This is a genomic window from Stieleria sp. JC731, from assembly GCF_020966635.1.
Classification (GTDB): Bacteria; Planctomycetota; Planctomycetia; order Pirellulales; family Pirellulaceae; genus Stieleria.
This window is the reverse complement of sequence record NZ_JAJKFQ010000011.1, coordinates 1,274,139-1,288,981: the sequence shown is the minus strand read 5'-3', so window position 1 is coordinate 1,288,981 and position 14,843 is coordinate 1,274,139. Positions and strand designations below refer to the sequence as shown.

General features: G+C 53.4%; 12 protein-coding genes. 6 read left to right on the top strand and 6 right to left on the bottom strand.

Annotated features, from left to right (window positions below; translation table 11 throughout):
• Window positions 1-43: 43 nt before the first annotated feature.
• From LOC67_RS21625 to LOC67_RS21605, 5 genes are all read left to right on the top strand, one after another.
• Window positions 44-457, top strand: coding sequence for a hypothetical protein (locus LOC67_RS21625; protein WP_230264896.1), 414 nt, complete (start codon window positions 44-46; stop codon window positions 455-457).
• A 59-nt stretch (window positions 458-516) separates the two neighbouring features.
• Window positions 517-1,668 carry an endonuclease/exonuclease/phosphatase family protein gene (locus LOC67_RS21620; RefSeq protein ID WP_230264895.1) on the top strand — a complete coding sequence of 384 codons (1,152 nt, stop codon included), beginning with the start codon at window positions 517-519 and terminating at the stop codon, window positions 1,666-1,668.
• Window positions 1,669-1,909: 241 nt separating this feature from the next.
• Complete coding sequence (locus tag LOC67_RS21615) at window positions 1,910-3,091, top strand: App1 family protein (protein ID WP_230264894.1); 1,182 nt, start codon at window positions 1,910-1,912, stop codon at window positions 3,089-3,091.
• A gap of 408 nt (window positions 3,092-3,499) precedes the next feature.
• Window positions 3,500-4,963, top strand: a complete 1,464-nt coding sequence (locus LOC67_RS21610; RefSeq protein WP_230264893.1) for a sulfatase-like hydrolase/transferase — start codon at window positions 3,500-3,502, stop codon at window positions 4,961-4,963.
• Window positions 4,964-5,009: 46 nt separating this feature from the next.
• Window positions 5,010-5,948 (top strand): PQQ-binding-like beta-propeller repeat protein, encoded by a 939-nt coding sequence (locus LOC67_RS21605; RefSeq protein ID WP_230264892.1) that lies wholly within the window; start codon window positions 5,010-5,012, stop codon window positions 5,946-5,948.
• 187 nt (window positions 5,949-6,135) lie between these two features.
• Here the strand turns inward: LOC67_RS21605 and LOC67_RS21600 are convergent, their stop codons facing one another.
• The 4 genes from LOC67_RS21600 to LOC67_RS21585 form a co-directional block, all read right to left on the bottom strand.
• A complete protein-coding gene (locus LOC67_RS21600; RefSeq protein ID WP_230264891.1) occupies window positions 6,136-6,573 on the bottom strand; it encodes a methyltransferase family protein in 438 nt (145 codons plus the stop codon).
• Window positions 6,574-6,750: 177 nt separating this feature from the next.
• Window positions 6,751-7,599 (bottom strand): alpha/beta hydrolase, encoded by an 849-nt coding sequence (locus tag LOC67_RS21595; RefSeq protein WP_230264890.1) that lies wholly within the window; start codon window positions 7,597-7,599, stop codon window positions 6,751-6,753.
• Window positions 7,600-7,723: 124 nt separating this feature from the next.
• Window positions 7,724-8,761 (bottom strand): aldo/keto reductase, encoded by a 1,038-nt coding sequence (locus tag LOC67_RS21590; RefSeq protein WP_230264889.1) that lies wholly within the window; start codon window positions 8,759-8,761, stop codon window positions 7,724-7,726.
• Between the two features lie 198 nt (window positions 8,762-8,959).
• On the bottom strand, window positions 8,960-9,709 hold the full coding sequence (locus LOC67_RS21585; protein ID WP_230264888.1) for a (Fe-S)-binding protein: 750 nt from the start codon (window positions 9,707-9,709) through the stop codon (window positions 8,960-8,962).
• A gap of 434 nt (window positions 9,710-10,143) precedes the next feature.
• On the opposite strand from LOC67_RS21585, the gene LOC67_RS21580 reads away from it, so the two are divergent.
• On the top strand, window positions 10,144-11,445 hold the full coding sequence (locus LOC67_RS21580) for an aminotransferase class I/II-fold pyridoxal phosphate-dependent enzyme (RefSeq protein WP_230265090.1): 1,302 nt from the start codon (window positions 10,144-10,146) through the stop codon (window positions 11,443-11,445).
• Between the two features lie 12 nt (window positions 11,446-11,457).
• Here LOC67_RS21580 and LOC67_RS21575 read toward each other — a convergent pair whose 3' ends face one another.
• Together LOC67_RS21575 and LOC67_RS21570 are read right to left on the bottom strand one after the other, a co-directional pair.
• Window positions 11,458-12,570 (bottom strand): endonuclease/exonuclease/phosphatase family protein, encoded by a 1,113-nt coding sequence (locus LOC67_RS21575; RefSeq protein WP_230264887.1) that lies wholly within the window; start codon window positions 12,568-12,570, stop codon window positions 11,458-11,460.
• A 91-nt stretch (window positions 12,571-12,661) separates the two neighbouring features.
• Window positions 12,662-14,839, bottom strand: a complete 2,178-nt coding sequence (locus LOC67_RS21570) for a site-2 protease family protein (RefSeq protein WP_230264886.1) — start codon at window positions 14,837-14,839, stop codon at window positions 12,662-12,664.
• Between the last annotated feature and the right edge of the window lie 4 nt (window positions 14,840-14,843).

The following is a 14,843-nucleotide window of genomic DNA, read 5'->3' as shown; positions in this document are numbered from 1 at the left end:
GACAACTGACATCGGGTGTCACTTGATGGGTTGAATCGAGCGAGTGGGTAAACGGACTCTCGACACCAATTGCGAAGTTGGATTCGGTCTATTCGCATCATTCCTCGGCTTCACCTACTTTCTTCAAACGCGCGAACTGTCGCTTCCGTCGTTGGCGGTCACTTTTCGACCATACAACAGAAAAGATTCGCCACCTGAGAAGATTCACCAGCTGGAAGCCGGATGCCATCGACAGTACTGGCGTGATTCAGTCGACATGCGACTATCGCTCGTTCGATCGATGGCGGCTGCGATGACTCCCTATCGCCCAAGCTGGTCGGAGAGCGTCCGACAACGATCTTCGCTCGCATTATTTAGACCAACTCAGGCCTCGAAGACCTCGCGGGACACCGACATGGGTACGACGGGTGCCGCATTCCGCGTTTCAAAAACCGCCGTGGCGCATGAATTGCATTAGCGTGAACTGATACCAAGAATTTTTACGCAACTCTGATTGATCGTTAGGCATCGCTACCTATGAAGGCCGCCGTCGAAATCGTGTTATTTCTGCTACTCGCCGTGCTCGTCCTGGGTTCGTTGCTGACATTAAGTTCTCACCCGCATTGGTTGATCCGCGGGTGGGACTTCCCTCGCGTCCAAATCATCGTGATCGGTTGGTTGATTGTCATCGCCTTTGGAATATGGCGTCTTTGTGGTTTCGGACCGGCGGTGCTTTCATACCGTTGGTTCTTGCTGCCTGCGGCATTTCTAACTCTCTGGCACGGCTTTCTAATCGTTCCGTACACACCGCTTTTTCCCGTGCAGGCAAAGGCGACATCCGCTGCCGAACGAAAATCACACCTGGAAGATGCTCGGACGATTCGAGTCGTCCTGTCCAATGTTGAGAAGGAGAACCAACAATACGATCGTTGGTTAGAAGTCATCGAAAACGCAGACCCCGACGTGTTGGTCGTGCTGGAGCCGGACGAAGCTTGGGTCGATGCGATTAAACCGCTAATTGAACGCTATCCACATCGTGTTGTCCGGCCGCAAGACAATTGGTACGGGATGGTCATGCTTTCGCGTTTACCGATCAAGGAACATCAAGTCAGATACTTGGTTCAAGAAGACATCCCATCGATCGACGCAATGATAGAACTCGAGAACGGCGACTTAATGCGGGTGGTCGCGGTCCATCCTCGGCCACCAGAACCATGGCGTGGCAACGACGCGACAGCTCGTGACGCTGAGCTGACGATATGGGGCAAGGAGCTGGAGGACGAAACGATGCCAGTTATCATCGGCGGCGATTTGAACGACGTGGCCTGGTCATCGACAACTCGGTTATTTCTCAGAACTAGCGGTTTGCTAGACCCGCGACGCGGACGCGGCTTCTTCAATACATTTCACGCCGATCACTGGTTTTTGAGATACCCGCTCGACCACGTTTTCCATTCACCTCATTTCACGGTTTCGAAGATTCAGCGTCTTCCCAAAGTTGGCTCAGACCACTTCCCGATGATGATCGACTTGCGTCTGGAACCATGGAACTCGGATGACCACGACGTGATTGAAGAAAAGGAAGGGGACGATGAGGAGGTCCAACTCAGGGTGGAACGGGCTCGCAAGGCTGAAGATATCGACGGTGAGGCAGTCGATCGAGATCCGGACAAAGCCGTCTTAGACTGATACCGGAAGGACTTTGCCCAATCGAGACTTTGCTCAATCAATACAGAACCAATGGTCATCCTTCGATGAACAACGTTCTCGTCCCATGCCATTCGCGATGGCCCCTGGAATTCAAATTCCTGCGAGCCGATTGAAACATGCAGGAATGCAGCACATCTAGAAATTAGGAATTGTTTGGCACATTGCTTGCGAGCTTATGTTCCCCTCGAACCGCAGCCTCGCCTCAATGAAAAACGCCATCATGAATGAACCACCAAGATCGACCTGGCAACGTCAATGGAAATCTTGGTTGACGAGAACGATCTCCTCTGCCGACGATTTGGCCGATGCAGGGATTCGCCGTTTGCGCAAGCGCTTTGGTCGTGAGGGCATACCGAAGATTCAAGCGTACATGGGTTATGCATCGTCAGACACAGTTCAGTTGCATGGCCGAGTCCTCACCAACCCGCCGATCGATCCTGACTTTCATGAAGATCAGTGGTGGGAGAATCTAACAAACACCATCCGACGTTTTGCGAGTGATGAAGTACCTGGTGTGCAGATTGAGGCAACTTTTGGCGGGGAGCGAAACTTGGCGACAAGTGACGCCGAGGGCTACTTTCATCTGCGGCTACCAAGACCGAAAGGACTGGCTGACGTTTTCTGGGATGTTGCGAGCTTGCGAATTATTGAATCAACAAGCACTCGGCGGCAAACTGATCGAACAACCTGTCCCGTGATGATGGTCCCCGAAGAAGCAAAGTTTGGAATCATCAGCGATGTAGACGACACGATCCTTCACACCGGTGCGACGGATATCGCAACCATGGCAAAGCTGACGTTCTTTGGCAATGCTCGAACGCGAGCGCCGCTTAACGGCGTTGCCGAACTATACGATCGATTGCAGAACGGCAGGGACGACTACCCGACGAACCCGATTTTCTACGTCTCCAGTTCGCCCTGGAACCTCTACGATGTGCTCGAAGATTTTCTAGAACTAAATGCTATTCCGCCTGGCCCCTTGCTGTTGCGTGATCTGGGCTTCGATGAGAACAAGTTTTTGAAATCGGGGCACGATCACAAACTCGACAAGGCAAGACGTTTAATTAACACGTTCGATGAATTGCCGTTTCTTCTGTTTGGCGATTCTGGACAGGAAGATGCTCGGTTGTACGCGAACGCCGCGAAAGAATTCCCAGACCGAATCTCCGGCATCTTCATTCGCGACATCGATCCAGGTTTCGCCAGCAACCATGACGAGAAAGTTGATCAGTATGTCCGCCAAGCTGCTGAAGTTGGCGTTCCTATGTACTTGATCGACGACAGTGTCCAAGCCGCCAAAATTGCGATCGAACATGGCTGGCTTTCCGCTGAAATGTTCGAACGAATTGCGAAAGCAACCCAACGAGACGAGAACCGGTCTGCTGGAATACTGGAACCGTAGCAAACTTTGAGTTGAATCACGAAGCGGGACACGGTGCAAGTCCGTGAAGGTGTGCAATACCTATGGCATGTCGCTTCAAAACGCCAACCAAGCTCAGTTGCTGCCCTCGCGGCATTTGATCCACTGTACGCTCCATGGCATATCTTAAGATCGACCCAATCGCCGCTAGGATTTGACTTGGGGGGTGAGAAATAAGAAACTATGCGCGGGAGCTAAACTTGGTTCCTTACCGCCAGTGGATCACTGTCGCAGTTTACCGACCGCGATCTTCTTTATTTCGCGCATCACGAACGCGACTTTCACGACGGACCACAAACTTGATTTGAGCGCTAGTGATGCTGAAAGCCAGGTACTGACAGCCAGTGCCAGCCTACCAACAGCGCCAGCATTCCAAAGAATGGGTTCAACATGATTCAACTCCTTGCCGCGACGCACTCCGGTTGCCGCCGGGTATTGCAGCGTCAATCACTTTCAAAAACCGCTGCACTTTTCCTTATCGCAGTCTTCGGCCAGTTCACAAACGCTAAGTTTATTGCCCTCGCAAAAGCCGAATCAGCCACTCGGCCAAACTTGGTTTTGATCATTGCGGATGACCTTGGCTATGGAGATGTGAGCTACCAGGGTGCACCTGACATCAAAACGCCTAACATCGATCGCCTGGCTCAACAGGGGATTACTTTCACACAGATGCGAGCGAACTGCACGGTCTGCTCGCCGACAAGAGCGGCGATAATGACGGGCCGATATGCAGACCGCTCTGGAGTCCCAGGTGTCATCCGAACCGAGCCCGAGAACAATTGGGGTTATCTGTCACCATCGCTAAGCACTCTGGCAAATCGGCTGGGTGATGCAGGGTATCACACCGCGGCGGTCGGGAAATGGCACCTCGGCCTGGACACGCCGAACACTCCACCGGAGCGTGGATTTGATCATTTCCATGGCTTTCTTGGCGACATGATGGATGACTACTACACCCACCTGCGCGGCGGAAAGAACTTTATGCGTCTGGGCGACCAAGTGATCGATCCCAAAGGTCATGCGACTGATCTATTTACCGATTGGGCGATGGAATATGTCAGCGAGCGGTCGCAGAACGAAAGCCAGCCGTTCTTTTTGTACTTGGCGTACAACGCACCACACTTTCCGATTCAGCCGCCAGACGATTGGCTTGATAAAACTCGCGAAGCGTATCCCGACATGGACCTCAAGCGTGCGAAGAACGTCGCACTGGTCGAGCACTTGGACCACAATGTCGGTCGATTTCTTGATCGAATCGAGAAGCTTGGACTTAGCGAAAATACGGTGGTGGCGTTCACCAGCGACAACGGCGGTTCGATCCCGCATGCCCAGCGAAACCTGCCTTGGCGAGACGGCAAACAGAGCCACTATGACGGCGGTTTGAGAGTCCCTTTCATTATTCGCACGCCAAATCACAATGTGGCGGGAACGACAAGCGATTATGCTGGACTGAACTTTGATTTGCACGCTACTTTTGTCGAACTTGCCTCAGGTGTAGCCGATCCCGGCACGGACGCGGTCAGCCTCGTCCCTGTGCTTAACGGTCAGCCGATGCCCCCCGCCGAACGTGAGCTTTATTTCGTTCGCCGCGAAGGAAACAATCGCTACGTGGGTGGGGCATACCATGCACTTGTGCGAGGACGATGGAAACTGCTTCGCAATGATCCGTTCTCGCCGCTGGAGCTCTATGACATCCAGAATGACCCCTATGAAACTGAGGATGTCATCAGCAAAAATCCGCGAATTGCGAATGAAATGAAACGTTCGCTACGCCACCATATCCAACGTGGTGGAATGATCCCTTGGCAGAAACCGACCTACCTATCCGACGGTCAATTGCCGAGCGATCAATAGCGTTCCGCTGCGTCCCCATTTTGCCTCCCTTTCTAAAAACGTATCTATGACCGTATTGAAACCGATGCGACGTGTCTTCTCGACTCTTGTTCTGTCCCTTTGCACTCTAGGTGTGGCACAAGCTGGTCACCCTGTTGTCGCCAACGAAGGCGGCACGCTGTGCTGGTTCGACGCCGATGGAAATTGCACCGGCAAAGCACAACTGAGTGGTGCACCGCACGACATCCACGTTCTCAAGAACGGAAATATTCTCACACACCAGAACACCGAAATCGTTGAACTGGACGGCCAGTCTCACGAAGTTGTGTGGAAATTCGAATCACGCAAGCTGACCGATAAGCGGCGTGTCGAACTTCACTCGGTTGCACCGCTGCCAAATGGTAATCTGATGGTTGCACTCAGCGGCCAGGGGACCATTTACGAAATCGATCGCGATGGAAAGGTCGATCGTAAATTTGATCTCAAGCGTGATAACCCGCACCCTCACCGCGATACGCGTCTTGTTCACCCGATTGTCAAAGGTGACGACTGGACCTACCTAATCGCGCAAGAAGGCGACGGATTTGTGCGTGAGTACAACCGTGACGGAAAGATCATTTGGGACTACGACGTTCCGATGTTCGGCAAGGAAGCGAAGGGTGGACATGGCCCCGAAGCCTTCGGTGATGCGGTCTTCAGTGCAGTCCGTTTAGAAAATGGCAACACCCTGATCGCAACTGGTAATGGACATAGCCTGCTGGAAGTCACACCAGCGAAAGAGATCGTTTGGAAAGTTGAACAGAACGATCTGCCGGGAATCACCTTGGCCTGGGTGACCACCCTACAAGTCATGCCGAACGGAAACATTGTGTTTGGCAACTGCCATGCCGGACCAGGGCAACCTCAAATCATCGAACTGACCCGTGACAAGAAAGTTGTCTGGTCGTTGATGGACTTTGAAAACCTTGGCAACTCGGTTTCGAATTCGGTCGTCATTTCCGAATAAAAAACGATCGTCAACGCTCGTTCGCAATCGATTGGCAAGTGATCGCTATTTCACTAGCGTTCACTTGCCTTTCTTTATGCGCAGCAGCCGATTTGAATCGGCTGTCGGCGGGGGCGCAAGAGGAAGCTTCAACGCCACTTCGATTCCGCCAGGGCAATAGGTCCACCGAGATTCCGCGAAGCCGTTTTCAACGACGCTGGATTAGCTTCGGGAAAAGCCTTCCGGTGCGACTTCGGTAGTCTTCATATTCAGCGAAGCGATGGCTCATCTCGCGTTCTTCAGTTCTGGCTTTGGCGTCCAGAACGATCAATAAACAGCCCCACATCAGGCACCGCTCGAACGCAAACGGTGTAGCAAGGCTTGCCGCAGTAAACCAAAGCAAGCCTGCGTACATCGGATGACGCACGACAGCGTAGGCACCGCTCGTCACCAACGTTGTTTTTTCGGTTACGGTCGGTTGAATTCGGATGTTGCGGAACCCGATTCCGAACCACGCCGCGATCGCCAGCGCAGCCCCTGGCGCTGCGGCGATCAACATCCAGATCGGAAACGGTCGCCAGCGGATCGAAATGACCAAAGCCGCCGAAAGCGCAAACTGGGCGACAATGGCCAGCACATGGGTCATCTGCATTGATCCGAATTGTCCGGGCTGTGCTTACTGTAAATACAGTGCTTGCTGGAAATACAGTGCTTCGTTCCAGCTCGATTTTAGGATTAGCCGCAAGGCGTTAGCCACGGTTTCAGTGCAATAACCAGTGTGAACGCCCGTCGGCTGATGCCCCGAAGCTGTTGCATCAGCAACTTAGTTGTCTAGGTAGCCTAGCGAATCAAAGAAAGCGATCGTTTTTTCCAGCGTGTCATCGAACGCTTCGTCACGATTGAAAAATCCATGAGGCGCGTCTTTATAGAGGTGTAATTCGCTGCGAACACCCAGAGCTTTTGATTTGTCACGGAATGCTTCTCCGGTCGAAACCGGGATTAGCTTATCTTTGGTTCCCAAAAACACGATGGTCGGTGGAACGTCTTCGTCCAGATTGTGGATCGGCGAAATCTCTTTGTAGTACTCTTTTACCCGATCGTAGCCGTAGCCATCGGGTCCGTTGTCGTAGACTGGATTGAACAGAGCCAATGCGTTCGGTTGGCAACTTACCGTGGTGTCCTCTCCTTCGGCATCGAAGTGGTCAACGGTTGCAGTCGCGGCGGCCACGTGCCCACCTGCTGAACCACCGCCAGCCGCGATACGATTCGGATCAACATTGAACTCTGCGGCATGTTTTCGGACCCAACGCATTGCCGATTTCCCATCTTCGACACACTCTTTCGGCGAAGTCCCGTGCTGCTTTTTGACGCGATATTGAGCGCAAAATGCGACCATACCTCGATCCGCCAAGGCTCGCGACTGCGAATAAAACTGCGATGGCGTCCCGCCGACCCATCCGCCACCAAAGAAGAACACAATCGCGGCGCGCGGATGTTCAACGTCCTCATTCTTGGGTTTGAAAACGTGCAGCTGTAGTTCGACGCCACCGACCGTTTTATAAACGACCTTTTGGTCTGGGTTCGGTTTGTCTTTCGCAGTCTTTCCTTTTTGGGCAAACACAGCTCCAGACAAAAGAGCAGCGATCGTGAGGGCGGTCGTGAATCGAAACATGGCAGGCACCGAAGTGGGAGTGAAGAGAGGTCAAGCGAAGGGGTTCATCGTCTTGAAATTCTAACTTCACTGGCCCACCGAATGTTGCCTCGGAATGGTTCGCTTTGCCGAAGCACACATCGCCCTACAGTCGACGCAATCCATCCTCGGTCATTGGAGTCGGGATTTCAGCATCGATGTCATCGATCCGCTGCATTGTCTCGGCGTCCAAGATTAGATCTTTCGCTTCTAAAGATTCGTTCAATTGTTCGACGGATGTTGCACCGATGATCGTCGACGCGACAAAGTCATGCTGGCGACTCCATGCGACCGAAAGTGCGGTCACGGAAACGCCGATGTCTTTGGCGATTTCCGTTAGACGCCGCGTCGTTTCTAAAGTCCGGTCGTTCACGAACCGCATCGCCATCCGCTTTTGACGTTCGCCGTCACCATTCAGATAGGCAGTGAAGCGTGCACCCTCGGGTCGGCCATCCTGGTATTTCCCCGTCAAAACACCACCACCTAGCGGCGAATAGGGAAGCAACGAGATCCCTTCCTGACGGCAGACCTGTGCAAGTTCACTTTCGCAGCGCCGGTTGATCAAACTGAAGTTGTTCTGCACGGTTTCATAGCGATTCAACTGACAGACGTCCGCCGTCCAGCAAGCTTTCATCATGCCCCAGCTGGTTTCATTGCTCGCACCGAACGCGCGGATTTTTCCTTCTTCACGCAATTCGGTCAGCACGCCGAGAACTTCTTCATAGGGCATCCCATGGTCTGGCCAATGGGTTTGGTAAAGATCGATATAGTCCAAATCAAGTCGACGCAGTGAGTCTTCGCACGCCTTGATGATTTGATGGCGATCGAGTGTTGTCTTCCCGTCGCGAACCGGTGGCTTGAACCAACCGTGTCCTGGCCCGGTAACCTTGGTTGCCACGATGACTGTGTGTCGAGGCTTGGTTTTGATCCACCGTCCGACGATCTCTTCTGTCACACCGAATAGTTCGGCCGACGGCGGCACTGGGTACAGTTCTGCCGCATCAAAGAAGTCGATTCCGGCGTCATAAGCCGTATCGCAGATCTTGTGGCTTAGCTTCTCATCACACTGCAATCCGAACGTCATCGTTCCCATGCAGATGTCACTAACGACGATGCCACTGCGTCCTAGTCTTCGATATTCCATGATCAACCAACCCGTTTTGCGTCTCGTTCAATTCCGAACGGAAGATCATAAGGGCCAGCAAACCGGACAGGCAACGGCACAAAGTGCTCGACCCAGCAAACGCCAGTACCAAAATACGGTTGCAGAACGAGACGATCGATAAACGTTGCCGCCGACAGCGCTATTCGAAAGCCACCAACCAGTACGGCCACGAACGCTTTATCGCAGCGGACGTCCGGCGAGGACTTGTGCGGCGTGCATGACTTTGATGGGCGTTTTTTCCCGAGAGATAATTCCCTGTAAATGCATCAAGCAACTCATGTCGGCAGAAACCAATACTTCGCTGCCTTTGCCAGAGTGATCTGCAATTCGGGCTCGCCCCATCTCCGCCGACACGTCTGCTTCGTTGACAGCGAATGTCCCTCCGAATCCACAGCACTCGTCCGGGCGTTCCGGTTCAACCCACTGGATCCCATCGATCAAATCGAGAAGCTTACGAACCTTGTTTTCCCGCGGCGTCATCGATTCACTGGACTGCCCCAACCGAAGTTCTCGAAGTCCATGACAGCTTTGGTGCAACGAAACCCGGTGTGGAAACCTCACATCCAAGTGTTTGACTTCAAGTACGTCGTGAAGATATTCGCAAAGTTCGAACGTGTTGCTTCGAACGTGGTTGAATGCCGCATCTGAATCGTCAAAGAAAGGCGCATAGTGATTTCGCACCATCGATGTACACGATCCAGATGGGCAAACGATCGCGTCATAGTCGGCGAACATTTTCACCGTTCGCAGAGCGATCGGTCGCGTATCTTCCACGCATCCGGTATTTGCCATCGGCTGCCCACAGCAGGTCTGGCCTTGCGGATAGTCCACTTCGACACCGAAGCGTTCGAGCAGCTCCAGCGTTGCGATCGCCACATCGGGATAAAGTTGATCGATGTAGCAGGGAACAAAAAGGGCAACTGACATTGCGGCAGGGCAGTCGGTGGGAGGTGGATAGAGAAATCTACGGCAGTATAGTCGCCAATGCGCGAACGTTCATCGCCCCGAAAATCTCTTGAAACACAACAAAAGCGACTCGTTGTTGCCCGTATGTCGATCCGATAGCCAATTCGGGTACGCCGAGACGGGCTGAATTCTTGGTCGCGATATTTACTTTATCGTCGCTTTTGCGAGGATCTTTCACGCAACACGCGAATACCCCTGGGCTTGACCAAGAAAGTTTTCGACAATGCGTCGAATCCCGCACACGGAAGATCTGCAGGGGGATCATCAACGACTCCCCGTCACATTTCCCTTCCCTAAGTCAACTTACCGAACGACACCGAAGTGGATCGGTCACTATGAGCGAAGCAAGCAGCGAAGCACGTCTGGACGAACAATCAAGCGACGGAATCGAAAGAATGGCGCACGAAGCGGCCGGCAACCCGACCGACCACGCGGCCGCCGCGACATCGGGTGAAGATTCGCCAAACATTGACGCCCCAGCGATCGGTGCGCCGACCACAGATCCGGTCCAACCACCGTTCGAAGTCAAACTTGCCTCGCGAGTCGATCGTCTGCCGCCGTACATGTTCGGGCGGATTAATAACCTGCTGTATCAGAAACGTCGCGCCGGTGACGACGTGATCGACCTCGGAATGGGGAACCCCTCGGATCCGCCGGACCCTGTTGTGGTTCAGAAACTGCAGGATGCCGCAGCCGATCCGGGCAACCATGGCTACAGCAAGTCCAACGGAATTGTGAACCTGCGACGAGAGCTGGCCGGTAAGTACCACCGCAAATACGGTGTCCGCTTGGATCCGGAATCGGAAATCATCGCGTGCTTAGGCAGCAAAGAAGGCTTCTCGCACATGTGTTTGGCCCTGATGGGCCCCGGCGACACCGCGATGATCCCATCGCCGTTTTTCCCGGTTCACATGTATGGCGTTATTCTGGCATCCGGCAATGTCGTCGCACTTGACGTGGCGGATTCCGAAAAGTTTCTTCGCAACGTCGCCTATACCTGCGAAAATCTGACGCCATCGCCAAAGCTGTTGATCGTCAACTATCCGCACAACCCAAGCTCGGCCGTCATCGAGCCCGAATTCTTCGTCGACGTTGTCCGCCTGGCCAAGAAATATGGCTTTATGGTGATCCACGATTTCGCCTATGCAGACGTGGCTTTCGACGGATACGTTCCGCCGAGCTTCTTGGCTGCACCAGGCGCGAAAGATGTCGGTGTCGAATTCACCACGATGAGCAAAGGCTACAACATGGCCGGATGGCGAGTCGGTTTCTGTGCCGGCAACCCTGACATGGTACGTGGACTTGGAACCATCAAAGGCTATTACGACTACGGAATGTTCCAGGCGATTCAAATCGCCGCGATTGTCGCGCTTCGCGAAACGGAAGCCTCGGTCGAAAAGCAGTCGGAAATCTACCAAAGCCGTCGCGACGTCCTTGTCAGCGGCCTTCGACGACTGGGCTGGGAAATGGAAACACCCAAAGCAGGCATGTTTGTTTGGGCCAAAGTTCCTGAGCCATGGCGAAGCCGAATGTCCACGATGGACTTTGCGATGAAGCTGCTCGAAGAAGGCAATGTCGCCGTCAGTCCAGGAAGTGGATTCGGCGCCGCCGGTGAAGGCTTTTTGCGGATGTCATTGGTCGAAAACGAACATCGATTGCGACAAGCCGTTCGCCAAATCGCCAAGTGCCTTTCCTAACGCCGCTTGGGATCAATGGGAGTCTGATGAGGCTCCCGCTGTTTCCCCGCTCGGTGAAAGTGTTACGACGACAGCACGATGGTCGGACCCCATCGGCTCCGCGACCTCGTAGCAATCACAGCTAAGGTCGTCGGAAACCCACACATGGTCTAGCACCAGTCCCAGCGGGAATAAGTCTCGTCGAGCATACCAAGTTGGCTGAACACCTAAGCCGATAAAAGCACGTTGAAGTCCAGACTGCGTGGCGAAGTCACTAAAGATCGGTGACCAAGGTGTCAGGTTGAAGTCTCCGGCAACAATCATTGGCTTCGATCTTTTCACTTCAGATCGTACATGTTCGGCTAACTTCGCAAGATGCTCGTTGCGAACTCGAAATCCTCCGCTGCCCATCGGCGGCAGCGTATGCGTCGCGATGAATTTAAACCTTTCAAAGTCGACCTCGATCGAATTGAGTGAATGGCTGAATTGGATGGCGGTATGGCCATTCGGTTTTGATTTACAAAGCACGCCAATTCCGAAATTCCCAGCGTCTTGCGGTAGCAGTATCTGATGCGGGTATTGGTCGACCAGTTCATCCCCGACAGTGCTCGCGAGTTGTGAACCTAGCTCGACTATCGCGACGATGTCCGCGTCGAATTCCCGTATCTGAGCAAGGATCTGTTCGTGCTGCATATTGCGAGTCAGCACGTTGATCGTAACCACTTTGATCGTATGATCCGTCGAGTTGGCCTGACGTTTTGTGGCGATCGGATTTCCGATTTGGGGAACAATCCACGTCGCATGGACCAACACGCACACCACCAAAAGCACTGCATGACGCCACTGCCGCAAAGCGATCGATAACAAGATCGCGACGAAGAGTCCGAGAACTTGTTGCAGTCGCAAACTGGCAAGCAATTCGGCCAACCACAACTGCCTTGCCGCCAGTGAGCCTATCGTCATCACGACGAGTATGAGCGAAAGCACCCGTAGTCCAACGAGCAACAATCGCGACCACCAGTACTGCTGCTTCCTTTGAAACGGCCGAGCGTCCTTCGTTGCCGGCCCCAAATCGGTGGATTCGCCTATTGATGGTTCTTGATCGGTCGTGCTCACTACAGCACCTTCGCTTGAAAAGTCATCCATCGTCGGTCTAGTTAAGCTCCATCCGACCGTTCAGCATCGATTGACCTACCCGCCACGCAAACAATTGCTTACAGCTAGATTAGTCGCGTGATTAACGCTTTTCAGCAAGGTAGTCGGTCAAACGTGCAATCAAGCTACGGTCATCGGGAATGGTAAGCCGTCCGACCTGGCCGCTTTGAATCGACATGCTGGTCATCACATCGAGAGGAATTACCGCTTGCAGCTGAGGCTGGACCAGCAAAACCTGCTCTGAATTGGACGCAGGCTGAATCGCCAAAGGACCTCCGTTGGACGCCGCAAGAGCCCGGTGTGGCAACGAACGCGACGCGGCAGGCTGCAACGACGCTAAAGGAGCTTCGAATCGAACGCCACCACGCAAACGAATCGTGGCGACATCGGAAGACTCCACAGCTTTTCGGTAAGCCTGCATATTGTCTTCAGCGACGACGGCCAAGATTTCTTTTTCCTGCGGGTCCGATACCCGAACGATCTCGTCGCCTTGTTGGACAAAGCTACCTAACAGCTTGTCGACTGCGGATGATGTGACTTGTCCGCTGCGATCGGCAACGATTCGCAAACTGGCAATTTGATCGTCCAGTTCTTCAATTTGTCGCAGCAGCGATTCAGACTTTTCGATTGCGGCATCCATCAAAGCGACATCACCACGACGGCGATGCTGAATAACCTTTCGTGACGTCACATCGTACTGATCCGAAAGCTGATTTCGCTTCACGATCAATTCGGGTTGCTCCAGTTCAACGAGCAACTTCCCGCGCTCGACCCGTTGACCGCAGCGGACATAGACGCCTGTCACAAAGGCACCGACCGGTGCGCGTTCGATTTGTTCGTTGTGATAACGGACCACCACAGGAACTCGCCGTGAAAATGGCGACGCATTCACCATCAGCGTATGCACCAGAACACAAGCCAGACTGCACAGCGTCAGCAAACGCCTTTGATAAAACGTCAGAAACCATCCACTTCGTTTCTCAGTCGTCCAGATCTTGCACATCCAACGTATCAGCGGAATCGCTGCCCACAACAATCCGGCAACCACCGCGATCCCGAGCCCCAGTCCCTTGGCCCAACTGGATACAGCAACGATCAATCCAGTCATCCAGATCACTTGAAAGATCACGCTACAAAACGCATGGATGACCGCAACATCACGTCGCCATCCCGAAAGGCGACATTCCGGCATGGGCAAACCGAACAATACACGTTCGATCAATTGGACAAGACGCTTGCGACCATGTTCACGGAGGTTGGGGATTTCCAGAAGATCGCTGAAGACGTAGTACCCGTCCAGTCGCAATAGCGGATTCGCATTGACCAATAGTGTTGCCGGCCCAGCAATCAGAAACACGTGGGCTGCAAAATGCTTTGCCATTCCGGTCGGCGAAAAATACCAAACCCATGCGGCTAGCGCACCGATAATCAGTTCGACGTAAACTCCGGCAAGCGCGATTTGCACTCGGTCGCGTCGACGATGCAACTTCCAGGCATCGGTCACATCGACATAGGCCAGCGGCGCAAACAGGAAAAACATCACTCCCATCTTTCCCACCCGAACGCCCAGCCGTTTTGCACACACGGCGTGACCACATTCATGGACCAACTTTAGAACACACCATAATGCTCCCATCCAAAGCCAAAGTCCACGGTCAAAGATCCGTTTGATCTCCAACCCGAACGCGTCATAGTGGTTCCAAACCAAACCGATGCCGCTGAAGATTAAGAACAAGAAGGCACTCGTTGCGGCGGGATGAAAAACAAACCCGAACGTTCGCAATAGTCGACTTGCCAGACGGTCGCCATCAGCAATCGCGAATCGCTGAGATAACAACTTGGACATCAATCCGACTGCACGCTGCATTCCCTTCGGTTTTGCTGCGTTGGGGGCTGGGCCCTGTGGAGCCTCATTCGTTGTTGCGGGTGCAACGCTTTGATCGGCTTGAACACTCGCCAATTTGTGTTGCACTAACTCGCGAGCGAAATTTAAAACATCAGCCGATGACCAGAGCACTGCATCCTTTTGCAGTTGTTCGCTGATTTCGCCGAGGGTGCGCGATCCATCCATCAGATTGGCGGCGTGATATTCACGTGCACCGAACCGAAAGAATTTACCGGTCCTAGTATCGTTGGCGACGTACGTCGTCTCCGTCCCTTTTCCCCGGGCCGAAAAATGAATTGCGGGATCGATTTTGACGCAGATCGCTAGCGGATCTTCAGCGACAGACGCCGGCTCGGTGGAATTGGATTGGTTCATCACA

What these genes read in the sequence shown, in the direction of transcription:
- LOC67_RS21620 (WP_230264895.1), top strand. Translation starts at nt 517, where the DNA reads ATGAAGGCCGCCGTCGAAATCGTGTTATTTCTGCTACTCGCCGTGCTC.
- LOC67_RS21615 (WP_230264894.1), top strand. Translation starts at nt 1,910, where the DNA reads ATGAATGAACCACCAAGATCGACCTGGCAACGTCAATGGAAATCTTGG.
- LOC67_RS21610 (WP_230264893.1), top strand. Translation starts at nt 3,500, where the DNA reads ATGATTCAACTCCTTGCCGCGACGCACTCCGGTTGCCGCCGGGTATTG.
- LOC67_RS21605 (WP_230264892.1), top strand. Translation starts at nt 5,010, where the DNA reads ATGACCGTATTGAAACCGATGCGACGTGTCTTCTCGACTCTTGTTCTG.
- LOC67_RS21600 (WP_230264891.1), bottom strand. Translation starts at nt 6,573, where the DNA reads ATGACCCATGTGCTGGCCATTGTCGCCCAGTTTGCGCTTTCGGCGGCT.
- LOC67_RS21595 (WP_230264890.1), bottom strand. Translation starts at nt 7,599, where the DNA reads ATGTTTCGATTCACGACCGCCCTCACGATCGCTGCTCTTTTGTCTGGA.
- LOC67_RS21590 (WP_230264889.1), bottom strand. Translation starts at nt 8,761, where the DNA reads ATGGAATATCGAAGACTAGGACGCAGTGGCATCGTCGTTAGTGACATC.
- LOC67_RS21585 (WP_230264888.1), bottom strand. Translation starts at nt 9,709, where the DNA reads ATGTCAGTTGCCCTTTTTGTTCCCTGCTACATCGATCAACTTTATCCC.
- LOC67_RS21580 (WP_230265090.1), top strand. Translation starts at nt 10,144, where the DNA reads ATGGCGCACGAAGCGGCCGGCAACCCGACCGACCACGCGGCCGCCGCG.
- LOC67_RS21575 (WP_230264887.1), bottom strand. Translation starts at nt 12,570, where the DNA reads ATGGATGACTTTTCAAGCGAAGGTGCTGTAGTGAGCACGACCGATCAA.
- LOC67_RS21570 (WP_230264886.1), bottom strand. Translation starts at nt 14,839, where the DNA reads ATGAACCAATCCAATTCCACCGAGCCGGCGTCTGTCGCTGAAGATCCG.